This window comes from Lysinibacillus sp. EB271-A1-10B, from assembly GCF_058791335.1.
This window is the reverse complement of sequence record NZ_JBYTDL010000001.1, coordinates 437,781-452,337: the sequence shown is the minus strand read 5'-3', so window position 1 is coordinate 452,337 and position 14,557 is coordinate 437,781. Positions and strand designations below refer to the sequence as shown.

General features: G+C 36.8%; 12 protein-coding genes and 1 pseudogene. 10 read left to right on the top strand and 3 right to left on the bottom strand.

What is annotated here, in order from left to right; all coding sequences use genetic code 11:
- Positions 1 to 218 precede the first annotated feature (218 nt).
- The 4 genes from AC3WSK_RS02135 (at position 219) to AC3WSK_RS02120 (ending at position 2,811) form a co-directional block, all read left to right on the top strand.
- Positions 219 to 761: a peroxiredoxin gene (locus AC3WSK_RS02135; RefSeq protein WP_079559678.1), complete on the top strand. Its 543-nt coding sequence runs from the start codon at positions 219 to 221 to the stop codon at positions 759 to 761.
- A 252-nt stretch (positions 762 to 1,013) separates the two neighbouring features.
- Positions 1,014 to 1,466 carry a TlpA family protein disulfide reductase gene (locus AC3WSK_RS02130; protein ID WP_049668264.1) on the top strand — a complete coding sequence of 151 codons (453 nt, stop codon included), beginning with the start codon at positions 1,014 to 1,016 and terminating at the stop codon, positions 1,464 to 1,466.
- A 197-nt stretch (positions 1,467 to 1,663) separates the two neighbouring features.
- Positions 1,664 to 2,326, top strand: coding sequence for a potassium channel family protein (locus AC3WSK_RS02125; protein WP_079559812.1), 663 nt, complete (start codon positions 1,664 to 1,666; stop codon positions 2,324 to 2,326).
- A 5-nt stretch (positions 2,327 to 2,331) separates the two neighbouring features.
- Positions 2,332 to 2,811, top strand: a complete 480-nt coding sequence (locus tag AC3WSK_RS02120; RefSeq protein ID WP_427481988.1) for a hypothetical protein — start codon at positions 2,332 to 2,334, stop codon at positions 2,809 to 2,811.
- A 77-nt stretch (positions 2,812 to 2,888) separates the two neighbouring features.
- Here AC3WSK_RS02120 and AC3WSK_RS02115 read toward each other — a convergent pair whose 3' ends face one another.
- Positions 2,889 to 4,151 carry a dicarboxylate/amino acid:cation symporter gene (locus tag AC3WSK_RS02115; RefSeq protein WP_492411626.1) on the bottom strand — a complete coding sequence of 421 codons (1,263 nt, stop codon included), beginning with the start codon at positions 4,149 to 4,151 and terminating at the stop codon, positions 2,889 to 2,891.
- Between the two features lie 414 nt (positions 4,152 to 4,565).
- On the opposite strand from AC3WSK_RS02115, the gene AC3WSK_RS02110 reads away from it, so the two are divergent.
- The 6 genes and pseudogenes from AC3WSK_RS02110 (at position 4,566) to AC3WSK_RS02085 (ending at position 10,542) form a co-directional block, all read left to right on the top strand.
- Positions 4,566 to 6,167, top strand: a complete 1,602-nt coding sequence (locus tag AC3WSK_RS02110; protein ID WP_492411624.1) for an ATP-binding protein — start codon at positions 4,566 to 4,568, stop codon at positions 6,165 to 6,167.
- Entirely contained in the window at positions 6,168 to 6,872 is a 705-nt protein-coding gene (locus AC3WSK_RS02105; RefSeq protein WP_079559686.1) for a response regulator, read from the top strand.
- Between the two features lie 270 nt (positions 6,873 to 7,142).
- Positions 7,143 to 7,493, top strand: a pseudogene (locus tag AC3WSK_RS02100) (alpha/beta fold hydrolase); the annotation flags it as partial.
- A gap of 231 nt (positions 7,494 to 7,724) precedes the next feature.
- A complete protein-coding gene (locus AC3WSK_RS02095; protein ID WP_427481997.1) occupies positions 7,725 to 8,690 on the top strand; it encodes a S66 family peptidase in 966 nt (321 codons plus the stop codon).
- A 337-nt stretch (positions 8,691 to 9,027) separates the two neighbouring features.
- Complete coding sequence (locus tag AC3WSK_RS02090) at positions 9,028 to 9,525, top strand: GNAT family N-acetyltransferase (protein ID WP_427481999.1); 498 nt, start codon at positions 9,028 to 9,030, stop codon at positions 9,523 to 9,525.
- 21 nt (positions 9,526 to 9,546) lie between these two features.
- The gene (locus AC3WSK_RS02085) at positions 9,547 to 10,542 is read left to right on the top strand and encodes a S66 family peptidase (RefSeq protein ID WP_492411621.1); all 996 of its coding nucleotides are present in this window, start codon (positions 9,547 to 9,549) and stop codon (positions 10,540 to 10,542) included.
- A gap of 41 nt (positions 10,543 to 10,583) precedes the next feature.
- Here AC3WSK_RS02085 and AC3WSK_RS02080 read toward each other — a convergent pair whose 3' ends face one another.
- Both AC3WSK_RS02080 and AC3WSK_RS02075 read right to left on the bottom strand, forming a co-directional pair.
- Positions 10,584 to 11,144, bottom strand: coding sequence for a GNAT family N-acetyltransferase (locus tag AC3WSK_RS02080; protein WP_240518166.1), 561 nt, complete (start codon positions 11,142 to 11,144; stop codon positions 10,584 to 10,586).
- Between the two features lie 292 nt (positions 11,145 to 11,436).
- Positions 11,437 to 14,526, bottom strand: coding sequence for an efflux RND transporter permease subunit (locus AC3WSK_RS02075; RefSeq protein ID WP_492411619.1), 3,090 nt, complete (start codon positions 14,524 to 14,526; stop codon positions 11,437 to 11,439).
- Between the last annotated feature and the right edge of the window lie 31 nt (positions 14,527 to 14,557).

The window sequence follows — 14,557 nt, the reverse complement described above, 5'->3', positions numbered from 1 at the left end:
TGTTTAAACTAGAATAAAATCGTTAAAAGTAGCTAATAAATAGGCTGTAGCAGCTATTCCATTTGGGGATTTGACGAAAATTTGTCAGATAATTAAATGTGTGCACTTTTGTGAAGTTTACTTGTTTGAAAAACTACGATTACTCTGCTATCGTAGAAGACGAGTTCGCTGGTGCGAATGGAATATATACACTACATATATAATCGGAGGGATTTATAATGGCAGAACGCATGGTAGGTAAACAAGCACCTGACTTTACAATGGAAGCGGTACTTGCAGATAAATCATTTGGCAAAGTATCTTTAGAAGACATTAAAGCACAAGACAAATGGACAGTACTTTTCTTCTATCCAATGGACTTCACTTTCGTATGTCCAACAGAAATCACAGCAATGAGTGATCGTTACGATGAGTTCGAAGACTTAGATGCAGAAGTAATCGGTGTTTCTACTGATACAATCCACACTCACTTAGCTTGGATTAACACTGACCGCACTAAAAATGGTCTTGGTGAGTTAAAATACCCATTAGCAGCAGATACAAATCACCAAGTTTCAAAAGAATATGGTGTATTAATTGAAGAAGAAGGTATCGCACTACGCGGCTTATACATCATCAACCCAGAAGGCGAATTAAAATACCAAACAGTATTCGATAACAACATCGGCCGTGATGTAGACGAAACTTTACGTGTTCTTCAAGCTTTACAAACTGGTGGTCTTTGCCCAGCAAACTGGCGTCCAGGTCAAGCAACTCTATAATTAACTTCTTTCAGTTACTGAAAGAAGTTAAAGCCTCCGGCGGATGTCACGGAATCGGAAAGGAATGCTTTGTGCAGCACAAAGCCGATTCCGGACGCAATTATGCCGAGGCATAATTGATTAAATAGAGGTTTGTCGGGCTTTGAACTAAATTCAAGGTCTGATGAAATTGATCCTTTAACAAATAAAGAGTCCCCACAGTAAGTTTGTGGGGATTTTTTTAAACTTGATATAGAAAAAGGAGAATGTTTTATGAAACTTCGTGAACAAATGCCTGAACTTGCAGGCGCAACGACTTGGTTAAATGGAGAAGTAACAAAAGCGGATTTAGTAGGCGAAAAACCAACGTTAATCCACTTCTGGTCAGTTAGTTGTCATTTATGTAAAGAGGCGATGCCGGATGTGAACAATTTCCGTGACCAATACAAAGATGAGTTAAACGTTATTGCCGTGCATATGCCACGTTCTGAGGAAGATACAAATTTAGAAACAATTAAATCGGTAGCGGCAGAGCATGACATTGTTCAACCAATCTTTGTGGATAGCGAGTTAAAGCTAACAGATGCATTTGAAAATCAATACGTACCTGCATATTTTGTGTTCGATAAAGACGGTCAGCTTCGACACATGCAAGCTGGTGGTAGCGGTATGAAAATGCTAGAAAAACGTGTAAATCGTGTTTTAGATGAAATGCGTAACGCATAATAGCAGTAACAGGCGAGGATGTTTTATTCCTCGTCTTTTTTTATGTAAAATAAAATGTTAGTGATCCTGAGCAGAAGGATCACTAAAAATGCTCAAGGGTTGTCTTTCTATGACGAATAGTCTCTTGTTTTGGCGATACATATAGCAGAGAATGCGTTACAATATGGGTATAGTAGTTTTCGGAGGGATTTAAAATGATGAAAAAAGAGTTTGCTGTCATTGGACTTGGACGTTTTGGAGGTAGCATAGTCCGCGAGCTAATGAGTCAAGGGGCACAAGTTATGGCGATTGATCATTCCTCAGAGCGGGTGGACGAATTCGCTTCCATTGCCACACAGGCGGTTATCGCAGATTCGACGGATGAATCGGTATTAAATTCATTAGGTATTCGTAATTTTGAGCATGTGATTGTAGCAATTGGTGAAGATATTCAGGCTAGTATTTTGACGACGATTATTTTAAAAGAAATCGGTGTTCAGCAGATTACTGTAAAGGCTCAGAATGATTATCATGAAAAAGTTCTGCGAAAAATTGGTGCAGATTTTGTCGTGCATCCTGAGCGTGATATGGGAATCCGTATTGCTAATAATATGCTGTCTAATACAGTGCTTGATTATCTAGAGCTTTCGGATGAACATTCCATTATGGAGCTAAAGGCCAATGATGCGATTGCAGGTTATTCTATTATGGATTTAGATATTCGTGCAAAGTACGGGATTAATATTGTAGGTCTTAAGCGTGGTGCAGATATTATCGTATCTCCACAGGCGAGTGATAAAATTTTGCTAGGAGATATTATGCTTGTCATTGGGGCTGATGTAGATATTAACCGCTTTGTGAAAAAAGCATTGAATGGGTAATGAACATGAATAAACGAAGATGGAAACTAGTTATATTTGCTGCAATTATTCTGATTGGCGCTTTTACATTGCAGTCTCGCGAAAAAAATGAGGAAGAGGCTATTTCTCACATTTTAGATCATGCAGCAGAAATTGATGCAGTCGAGCTATTTAAAGGAGAGCAATCTGTAATTAAAGCAACAGGTCAAGATGCAACAGCCTATATTGAAAACTATCCTCTAAGCCATGTAAAGAAATTAAGCAAAAAAGAACGAGCTATATTTGAGGAAAAACCACTCTATCATATTGTCTACGAAATAAAAGGGAAGTCTTTATATGAGGTGGATATTTTAAAAGTCGCGATTAGCTCTGAGCTAAATGAGGAATTACAGCAGATGGTTTTTAATGTTGGTGATCAGCAATATTTGATCTATTGGGTAAATGAGAAAAAAGCACTTGAGCAATCAACAAATACGCAACGCTTGCTTGAACAATATGTTAAATAAAGGGGGTAGTGAAACAGCAGCACGCTGTCATCACTACCCTTTTTTATAAACTATAGACTAACTTTGCGTATTTGTTTCTAAGACACAATAGTAGTTTTTCCTTGAAGTGCACGTTCTTGCATCTCTACATCAAACTCTTTTTCAGATTTCGATACGACTACACAAGCTACACCGTTACCAATTAAATTTGTTACGGCGCGTGCTTCAGACATGAATCGGTCAACACCAATTAGTAGCGCGATCCCTTCGACTGGAATCATTGGGAAAGCAGCAAGTGTCGCTGCTAATGTAATAAAACCAGAACCTGTTACACCGGCAGCACCTTTAGATGTAATCATTAAAATCCCAAGTAGTGTAATGATTTGAATCCACGTTAAGTCCATTCCGTATGCTTGTGCAATAAATAATGCAGCCATCGAAAGGTAGATGGAAGTTCCATCAAGATTGAAGGAATAACCAGTTGGTACTACTAATCCAACAACTTGCTTAGAGCAACCAAAGTTCTCCAATTTACGCATCATAGATGGCAAGGCAGATTCAGATGATGAAGTACCAATTACTAAGAAAATTTCTTCTTTAATATAAGCGATAAATTTAAAAATATTAAAGCCGAAGAATTTTGCAATCGCTCCTAAAACAAAGACTACGAATAAGAACATAGTAATATAGACGGCAGCCATTAATAGACCTAAGTTGCTTAAAGATTTCAAACCAAAATTACCAATCGTATAGGCCATTGCACCAAAGGCACCGATTGGAGAAATTTTCATCACCATACTTACGATTTTGAAGAAAATTTCTGCCACTTGTTCAAAAAATGTAATGACCGGTTTTGCAGGTGCGCCAATAGAAGCAGCAGCTAAACCGAATAATATTGCAGAGAATAACACAGGAAGTAATTGCCCTGTTGCAAGAGCACCTACAACGTTTTCAGGAATGATGCTAGAGATGAAAGCACCTAAACCTTGCTCACTTTCAGAAGCAGCAGTTGTAAATTTTGAGATATCAGCTTCGGAAGCACCTGATGTATCTAATCCAGTACCTGGGCTTACGATTAGTGCAACAGCAATCCCAATTGCTAAGGCAATGGTAGAGACAATTTCAAAATACAGTAACGCCTTTCCTCCGATTTTTCCGACCTTTTTCATATCTCCCATACTACCGATTCCGATTACAACTGTTAAGAAGATAATAGGGGCGATTAACATTTTAATTAACTTAATGAATAAGTCTGCCAGGATTTTAAGGCTTGCACCAAACTCAGGGAAGACGGCTCCGACAATAACCCCCAAAATGATTGCAGCTATAACCTGAACAGTCAAATTTTTCAGTAATTTCATTTTATGCTACCTCGTTTCTGAATTTTCTCTTTGATATCGTTTTCACTAGAATTATCATAACGAATCCTTTTGGAAAAAAGAGATTTAGAAAATAAGAAACATATCGTTCATTAAGTACATTCATCCATATTTTCAATGAAACGTAGTGTTTTCAATGGCTCGACCTGTTATGATACTGTGCGGCTGATTTATCTTTGTTATAATACAATAATAATTAGTGATAGAAAATTTTGTTTTATACCAATTTTCCGTAATATTGTTCATTAAGTTCATGACTTTCTCCTACTTATGTCAACTAAAGTGTTGTCAAAAGATTTTTTTGAAGATAATCTTAAAAGCATATCATTTGAAGAAGTGAGATTGCCTTAAGACTTTTATAGTGCAAATGCAGATTTGGAAAGGGGAAGATTTCAAATGATGAAAATGCCTGTAAACGGCAAAATATTGTTAGTGACATTTTTAATCATCGCATTCTCCTTTTTACTTGGTGGCATTTTTGTACTTGGTAACCTGTTAACGGAGCAAGAAAAGGAGTTTGGTCAGCGTGCTATGCTCGTTGCACGGACTGTATCAAATGTGCCAGAAATTAGTACACATTTGAAAAATGACAATATGAAAGAAGCTGCGAAACATGTTAATAAAATTGTTGATGGAATTCGTGTTGTTAATAAAGCGGAGTATATTGTTGTGATGAATAAGGATCGTATTAAACTATCTCACCCAGTCAGTAAAGAAATAGGGAAGCGTAGTGAATCACAGGATTTAAATGCTGCCTTTAGTGAGCATTATTATGTATCGAAGGCGCAAGGGGAAGCCGGGGTAATGATTCGAGCGTTTGTCCCAATCATTGATGAGAAAAAAGAACAAGTGGGCATTGTCATTGTAGGGTATTCACTGCCTACTTTTATAGAAATGCTGCAAAATTATGAGCATGAAATATTTATTACGATTCTGATATCGCTTGTTTTTAGCATTTGGGGGGCTTATATGCTTGGCCGACATATTAAAAAGCAAATGTTTGGGCTTGAACCTCATGAGATTGCGAAGATGTATGTGGAACGAACAGAAACATTCAATGCTATGCATGAAGGCATTATAGCGGTGGATAAAGAAATGAATATTACAATTTTTAATGAAAAAGCAGCTGATATATTAGGCGTTACTAGAAAGATAGAGGATTGTATTGGGGAAAATATTTATGATGTTTTGCCAGACACACGATTGCCTGAAATTGTTGAAACAGCAAATCCTGTATACAATCAAGAGCTCTATATTAATCATCATAGTATTTTGAGTAATCGTGTCCCGATTATAGTAAATGGTGAGTTAGTCGGAGCAGTTGCTATGTTTAAAGATTTAACTGCGGTGAAAAAGCTTGCGGAAGAGGTGACGGGTGTTAAAGCTTTTGTTCAAGCACTCCGTGTACAAACACATGAGCATAAAAATAAGCTACATACGATTGCAGGTCTTCTGCAATTGGGACATACAAAGCAAGCACTTGAATACGTTACAGCTACTACCGAAAATGAGGCCTCTTTAACGAAGTTTTTAAATGAACGCTTTCATAATGAAAATATTTCAGGATTATTGCTAAGTAAAGTTAGCTATGGCAAGGAATTAGGCATACAAGTAGAAATCGATCGAAAAAGTCATTTTAAACGCTTTCCACCTTTATTAGATCACCACGATTTTGTTGTCTTATTAGGAAATTTAATTGAAAATGCCTTTGAAGCGCTAAATGTACTTTCAAAAGATGATAAATATGTAGCGATTTCTGTAGATGAGCATGACGGTGTTTTAGCAATTGCTGTTTCTGATAATGGAATTGGGATGTCTGAAGAGGTGCAAGCTCGTATGTTTGAAAATGGATTTTCTACAAAGGCAAGCGAGAATCGCGGTATTGGCTTGCATTTAATACATGAAATTGTAAAAAAAGGTAATGGTGATATTGAAGTAGTGAGTGAATTTATGAAAGGGACAAGTTTCTTAATCTTATTGGAGTTAGGAGAAGAGTAGATGGATGTAATGAACGTGTTATTAATTGAGGACGATCCGATGGTACGAGAAGTGAATAGGCAATTTATAGAGCAAATCAAAGGATTCTCGTTAATAGGCTATGCTAGTAATGGGATAGAAGGGATTGAGAGGATTAAACAATTAAATCCCGACCTAGTCTTTATGGATATTTTTATGCCCGAGCAAGATGGCATTATTACGCTAGGGAAAATTCGTGAAGAACATCTTCCCGTTGATGTTATTGCTGTAACTGCTGCAAATGATATGCCTACTGTGCAGCGAATTTTACATTTAGGCGTCTATGATTATATTATGAAACCTTTTACGTTTGAACGAATTGAACAAACTTTAAAGAATTATCAAACATATAAAAAGAAAATAAGCGGTATGGAAGATCTAACACAGCATGATGTGGATCATCTAATGCAGCAACGTATCCCTGAACAAGTAGCTGTTCCCCCCATCACTGAGACAATTGTAATAGAAGAACTACCAAAGGGTTTTAACCGGGCGACATTAGGCAAAGTGCTTGCCTATATTCAAGAAAGTAACGAAGCAGTCTCAGCGGAGGAAGTGTCTACATATATTGGAACAGCGCGCGTAACGGCTCGACGTTATTTAGACTTTTTAGAAAAACAAAATTTATTAAAGGTAGATATACAATACGGAAGTGTTGGACGTCCTATCCATCGATATTATATTTAACTTCTATCAGCGAGTGTTCAAACACCCGCTGAAATAGAGGAACTAGGCTAAGAACTTCTCATCCTGTAAAGACGTTATCACAGGACGTGATGCTTTTAGCCTTCGTTCCTCTATTGCTGATCCCCAAAGTGTCGCCGATTCGGAACGTGTTTTAACAATCATCATCCACATTTTAGTTATTAGCCATTGATTTTCCATTAACGCTTTGTAATAATAAAGAAAATTTTAGTTATATAATTACCTGAATTTTTCGAAAAAAAAACGAACGTTATGATGGCAAGGTTGAGGATCATGAAAAAATATATTCAATACAATGCATTTCAAAATGAAGAAGTAATAATTGCGATACCTGCGCTTGGTGAACGTAAAGAAATGTTTGCAGCATTAGCCAGCGCCCTTCCAGAAACTTATATTGTAGCAATCGATTTACCGGGGCATAATGGTCGACTAGACAGTGATTTTTCATTTCAAACGTTTATCAATACGATAAAGGAAATTATGGAGCATTTAAACATTACTAAAGCTCATTTTCTTGGGAATTCAATAGGTGCATGGATTATTCAAAAGTTTTATACAAACTATCCAGATTCGGTTCAATCATTAATATTGTTAGACGGTGGATATTATTTTATAGGAGAATATCAACTTGATGATGAAGCGGAAATACAATTACCTATCATCGAACGATTAGAAGATTTACAGGAAGCTATTACTGAAGAGGTAAGTAATATGATAAACTTATCCGCTGAAAATAAAGAATATTTGTATAATTATTTCTTTCATAATTTCGTTGAAAAAAATAATATCTTTTACCATCACAGCAATTTGAAACATATTAAAGGAGGGAGCAGTTTGCGTATTCCGAATAAGTTAACAGTAGGTGATGAGATACGTGTTATTGCACCTAGTCGTAGTGCGGCAATCATCACAGCAGAAGGCGCTGAACAAACAAAGAAAAAGCTTGAAGAGTTAGGCTTTCGTGTATCTTTTGGTCGATATATTTTTGAATGTGATCTACAACATTCATCATCAATCGAGCATCGAGTTGCAGACATTCATGATGCCTTTCGTGATGAGGGTGTAAAAGCCATATTAACAGTTATTGGTGGTTTTAACTGTAATGAAGTATTACCTTATTTGGACTACGACATGATAGCAAATAACCCGAAAATCCTTTGTGGTTTCAGTGATATCACAGCTTTAGCAACAGCAATTACAAAAAAATGTGAATTTGTTACGTATTCTGGGCCTCATTTTTCTAGCTTTCAAATGGAAGAGGCACAAGACTATCAGCTATCCTATTTCCAAAAATGTTTAATGACTAATACATCATATACGATCAAAGCGTCAAGCGTTTGGAGTGATGATGCGTGGTATTTAGATCAGCATAATCGTCATTTTGAAGCAGCTAGCTGGAAGGTGTATTCTGACGGTGAAGTAAGTGGACAATTATTTGGTGGGAATTTATGTACGTTAAATTTACTTCAAGGGACACTGTATATGCCAGATTTATCGAACAGTATTTTATTTGTAGAGGATGATGAAATAGTTAATCCAGAAATATTTGCTCGTGATTTCACCTCATTATTGCAAGCTACTAGCAATATTAAAGGTATTGCGATAGGGCGTTTCCAAAGAGCTTCTAATATGACAGAGGAGCAGTTACATTTTATTTTAGATAAGCATCCCAAGTTAAAAAGAATCCCAGTTATCTATGATGTTGATTTTGGACATACACAGCCAATTTTTACGTTTCCTATCGGTGGTGAAATTCAAATGAACACGGAAAACTTGATGATACAATTCACTCAATTTTAACTTCTTTCAGCAAATGTTTAATATAGCGACAGGTACAGAAGATGAATGCGGTTTTAAGTCACTTTTCAGCAGATGTTCCACCATCCGCTGAAATAGATGAACTCAGTCTAAGAACGCCACGTCCTGTGGCAATGACTGAGTGACCAACATCACGTTGGCCTAAAGCCTCCGGCGGATGTCGCGGAATCGGAAAGAAGTTCTTAGAGGATGTTAGCCTAAGATCATCGCATCCATGCGATAACGGCTAACTGACCTGCATCGTGCAGGCCTAAACACAAAGCCGATTCTGGACGCAATTATACCGAGGCATAAATGATAAAAAAGGAGCTAAATCAAGATGTTAATAAGAGAGGCTATACGAGAAGATACTGAGCAGGTCATAGCTGTCATAAAAAATGCGGAAGAATCTAATTTTATGTTGTTCAAGCCAGGTGAACGAAAGTTAGAGACTGAACAGTTTACTAAGTTTATAGAGAATATGAACAATAACAGCCATTCAGCTTTATTTATTGCTGAAATTGAAAAGGCTATAGTTGGTTATTTAATTGTTCAAGGTAATCAAACGCCATCTAGAGTTTCGCATCGAGCCTATATAGTCGTAGGTATCCATAGTGATTATAGAGGACGAAAAATAGGTACTGCATTATTTAGTCACCTCGACGATTGGGCAAAAGAAAAGGGTATGCACCGCCTGGAACTAACTGTAATGGCAAATAACACCGCAGGCATTGCTTTATATAAAAAAATGGGGTTTGAAATTGAGGGGACTAAAAGACATTCTTTATATGTTGATGGGGAGTATATGGATGAATATTACATGTCAAAAATATTGTAACAAAAAAGGAGGAGTTCCTATATGAATCCTATGAGCATCAGAAGCGGTATCAATATTGGTGTTTTTTCTCCATCATCGCCATCATCCGTCAGTTCACTTTCTCGATATAAGCGAGGGAAAGCTTTTCTTGAACAAAGAAATATAAACTTAATTGAAGGAAGTCTAACTGGTAAATCTGATAGTTATCGCGCTGGAACTCCAAAAGAGCGTGCCGAAGAATTAAATGAATTACTACGAAATCCAAACGTCCACATCATAATGTCGACAATCGGTGGTACAAATTCGAATAGTATGCTGCCATATATCGACTATGAGGCGTTTCAAAGCAATCCGAAAATCGTTGTTGGTTATTCTGATGCAACGGCAGTTTTACTTGCACTTTACGCAAAAACAGGAATTACAACTTTCTATGGTCCAGCTTTAGCTCCTTCATTTGGTGAGTTTGAGCCATTAGTTAATGATACATATCGATTCTTTGAGAACTACTTCTTTAAGTCACAATCATTACCTTACGAAATTCCGATGCCGTCTTATTGGTCAGATGAACCTGTCAATTGGCTAGAAAAAACGGTGGAAAAAAAGTTAAATAAGAATGAGTGGGTGACGGTTCGAGAGGGAGTTGCTGAAGGTAGGTTAATTGGTGGCAATGTAAATGCGATGTATGGATTTATTGGTACGGCTTATTTTCCAAATATTAAAGACGGAGATATTTTATTAGTTGAAGATTGTGCAAAAAATACAGCTATACTTGAGAAAAATTTTGCGATGTTGAAATTGCATGGTGTATTTGAAAAAATAAGTGGCATTATTTTAGGTAAGCATGAGTGTTATGATGACTTGGGGACTGGACGTAAACCGTATGAAGTCCTGCTTGAACAGTTAGATAACATTGATATCCCGATTTTAGCAGAATTCGATATATGTCATACGCATCCGATGCATCCAATTGCAATTGGAAAAAGAGTAAGATTAGATGCAACGGCCAAAAAAGTCTATTGTATTGAAGAATGGTTGTAATTTAAATAAGCCCTGCTGATTTTTGCAGGGCCTAATCCAATTTATGATTTAATATAGTCATCATCTGTAATAGCATACATTTTAATATTTTGGTGAAGTCCTTTAACAAACATACTTTTTCGTAAAATACCTTCGAAAAGCATACCCGATTTTTCCATTACTTTTTGGGAACCGATATTGTCCTCAAAACAGCGTGCTTGTATTCGAACCATTTTTAATTCGTTAAATCCATAGTCTATTAATTTTTTTACTGCTTCGGTCGTAATCCCTTTATTCCAATAATCTTCAGAAATAACGTATCCAATTTCCGTCCATTTATGTTGGTCATTAACAGAAACAAAGTCGATAGTGCCAATTAATTTCTGCTCAAATTCAATACCCCATAATAGATGATTACCTTGTTTATACCCATTTAAAACTAATTCAACAAACACTTTTGTTTCGTCTAAACTCTTATGAGGATCCCATGTAACATAGCGTGCAACGTTTTCGCAGGACGTGTAATTAAACATTGCCTCTAAATCATTTAATGAAATAGGTCTTAATATTAATCTTGCTGTTTTTAAAACTGTTGGTGCTTGTATAAAAATGTTATCGCTCACAAAACTCCCCCTTAAAAGCATTTTAGTGGATTTAATTATAACAAGATTTGTAAATTCCTGTTAAGCTTTTTATTTGAGATTGAAAGGGGATGACATTTTGTTAAAACGTATATCATGTAGAAAAGTTGATTGGTGTGAAGGCTGGGGCGACTCCTTGGGGATCAGCAATAGAGGAACGACGGCTAAAAGCATCACATCCTGTGATAACGCCCCCGTGACCAACATCATGCTGCTTCATCAAAATATAGAAAAAAGGCCCCCCTTTAAGGAGAGCCCATTTTACATTTATTTATTAATTTTCTTCAGTGTCTTTTCGGTTTTTCTTTAACATTTTAGATAGCATTTCATACACGATTGGTACAACTACTAATGTTAATAATGTTGAAGATAGTAAACCACCAATTACGGTAATCGCCAGGTCTTTTGAAATTAGACCACTGCCACCATTACCAATTGCCATTGGAATCATCGCACCGATTGTTGCGATAGCAGTCATTAGGATTGGACGTAAACGAGTTGCCCCTGCCTCTAAAATAGCCTCGCGCATAGCAAGTCCGTCACGTTCCATATGGATAATGCGGTCTACTAATACAATGGCGTTTGTTACAACGATACCTATTAGCATTAATAGTCCCATCATAACAGAAACAGAAATAGTTTGATTTGTGACGTACAAGCCGACAAATGCACCGATTACTGCGAATGGTAGTGAGAACAGAATAGCGAATGGTGCTAAACCTTCACCGAATGTAACTACTAGAATGAAGTAAACAATCGCGATTGCAGCTAACATAGCAATGCCAAGTTGTGTGAATGTTTCTTGCATATCTGCAGCCACACCTGCAACGCCAGTCGTTACACCTTTAGGTAAATCTAATTTATCAATTTCTTTATCAGCAGCTGAAGTTGCTTTTGAAATATCGTCACCTTTAATCGTGCCAGAAACTTTTGCGAAATACTCACCTTTTGAGCGAGATAATGTGTTTAACGTAGTGCCTTCTTCTTTTGTTACTAACTCACCGATTGTCATTGTTGTGCCTAAAGCTGTTTGGATTTTAGTAGCTAATACATCATCAATTGATTTAGCTGCAGCTTTTTCTTCGCGTTGTACAATAACATCGATATCTTCACCATCATACTGAACTTTAGTTAAAACTTCAGGCGATGTATTTTCATTTAAAGCCATTACAATTTGAGCAGTAGTTAAACCGTATTGTAGAACATTCTTTTGATCTACTTTTAAGGTATGCTCAACAAATGGATCTTCATTATCAGACTTGATTTCTTCTAATCCATCAACTTCTTTTAATGCGCCTTCCACTTGTTTCACGGCTTTACGAAGCTTATCTAGATTTTCACTATATAATGTGTAACTTACTTCATTTGAAGATCCCGACATTGATGAGAAGTTTTGAGATTTCCATTCTCCTGATTGACCAATGTTCGTTACATAGTCTTCTACTTCTTCGCGTGCTTCAGGGAAGTTCTCCATATCTGGATCGAAGATGAGGTACATTAAGGCACCACCAGCGCCGCCACCCATCATCATTGCCGAAGGATCAACATGTTTAGGGTCATTGATAGAAACTTGCAAAATATCTACGTCTTTGCGTTTCATTAATTCTTTTTCTACTTTTGCAACGTTTGCTTCTGTATCTTTCATTAGCTCGCCTGTAGCAGGAGTATACGTTAAGTACATAACCTTTTCTTCTTGTGAGCCCATGAAGCTGAAGCCAATAAGTGGTGTTAAAGCAAGAGAACCAACAAGCAATACGATCGCAATAACTGATGTAATGATTTTATGGTTTAATGTTTTCTCTAATACACCTTTATACCAAAGAGCTAGTTTACCAACTTCTTTATGTTGACTTTCTTTTTTCTCACCGTATATTTTTTTACGGAATAGGAAGTGAGATAAAGCAGGGACTATGGTAATAGCCACTATTAATGAAGCACCTAGCGCAAATGACATTGTTAACGCAAACGGCATGAATAATTCACCAACCATACCGCCTACAAACATTAGTGGGGCGAATACTGCCACAGTTACTAATGTAGAAGAAAGGATTGGTTTGAACATTTCAATTGTCGCTTCACGAATAAGAGCACGACCTGTTAGTTTTTCTTCTTTTAAATGGATACGTCGATAAATATTTTCAACAACTACAATGGAGTCATCGATGACACGACCAATTGCTACGGTAATCGCACCGAGAGTCATAATGTTTAATGTGATATCCATCCAGTTTAAGAGTAGTAATGCCATGAATACTGAAACTGGGATAGAAATAATCGAAATAATTGTTGATTTGAAATCACGTAAAAATAGTAAAATAATTAATACGGCAATGGCACCACCGAATACTGCTTTTTCAATCATTGTGAAGACTGAATCTTCAATTGGTTTACCTTGGTCAAGTGAGATATCCACTTTTAAGCCGTCTAATGATTTTTCTTCGTCTTTCATTAAATCTTTCACTGCATTTACGACTTTTACCGTATTTGCATCTTGAGCTTTAACGATTTGAATCGCAATCGCATCTTCGCCATTTGTACGTGATACAGATTGTACTTTACCTTCGACTTCAATCGTTGCAATATCGCCTAAGCGAACGAATGGTGAAGGATTTGTAGCTGAAGGTGTGACTGGGATCAATAAGTCTTTTAACTGATCGATAGATTGTACTTTACCGTCTACTGATACGGCCTGTTCGCCAACAGTAAATTGGTATAAACCAAGTGATAGTGACATATCACTTGCTTGAATCATTTGCTTGACAGAATCCTCTGTTAAGCCGAGAGCAGCCATTTTCGCTTGATCATATTTAAATGATATTTCATTAATGTGCTGGCCGTTGATAGTTGCTGAAGCAACGCCATCAATTTTTTCGATTTTAGGAAGTAAAATGTCTTCAACTGTTGACGTTAATTCAACAATATCTTCCTTAGAGCTACTAACTGATAAAGCGACAACAGGCATCATATTCATGCTAATTGCCATAACTGTAGGCTTTTGGGCACCTTCAGGTAATTTGATAGATTCTAGAGCGGACTCTAATTGGCGTTTTTTCTCATCCATATCAATTCCGTAGTCGTATTCAACTTGAACTTGTGCTACGTTTGAAGAGGAGTTTGAGTAAACAGCCTTTACATCTTCTAAGCTTTCTATTGACTTTTCAAATGGCATGGAAAGCTCATTCATAACCTGTTCAGGTGTTGCGCCTGGATAAACACCCATTACGATTAAATATGGTATAGAAATATCAGGTATGGATTCCATTTTCATTTTTGTACCTGAATAAATACCAGAGACAGTGATGATAATTGTTAATAACCACACTGCCAATTTGTTTTTCAATACGAAATTAACTAAACCTTTCACCTTTACACCTACCCTTTATTGACTAACTTGA

Coding starts and splice junctions, on each gene's coding strand:
- AC3WSK_RS02135 (WP_079559678.1), top strand. CDS start 219: ATGGCAGAACGCATGGTAGGTAAACAAGCACCTGACTTTACAATGGAA.
- AC3WSK_RS02130 (WP_049668264.1), top strand. CDS start 1,014: ATGAAACTTCGTGAACAAATGCCTGAACTTGCAGGCGCAACGACTTGG.
- AC3WSK_RS02125 (WP_079559812.1), top strand. CDS start 1,664: ATGAAAAAAGAGTTTGCTGTCATTGGACTTGGACGTTTTGGAGGTAGC.
- AC3WSK_RS02120 (WP_427481988.1), top strand. CDS start 2,332: ATGAATAAACGAAGATGGAAACTAGTTATATTTGCTGCAATTATTCTG.
- AC3WSK_RS02115 (WP_492411626.1), bottom strand. CDS start 4,151: ATGAAATTACTGAAAAATTTGACTGTTCAGGTTATAGCTGCAATCATT.
- AC3WSK_RS02110 (WP_492411624.1), top strand. CDS start 4,566: ATGATGAAAATGCCTGTAAACGGCAAAATATTGTTAGTGACATTTTTA.
- AC3WSK_RS02105 (WP_079559686.1), top strand. CDS start 6,168: ATGGATGTAATGAACGTGTTATTAATTGAGGACGATCCGATGGTACGA.
- AC3WSK_RS02090 (WP_427481999.1), top strand. CDS start 9,028: ATGTTAATAAGAGAGGCTATACGAGAAGATACTGAGCAGGTCATAGCT.
- AC3WSK_RS02085 (WP_492411621.1), top strand. CDS start 9,547: ATGAATCCTATGAGCATCAGAAGCGGTATCAATATTGGTGTTTTTTCT.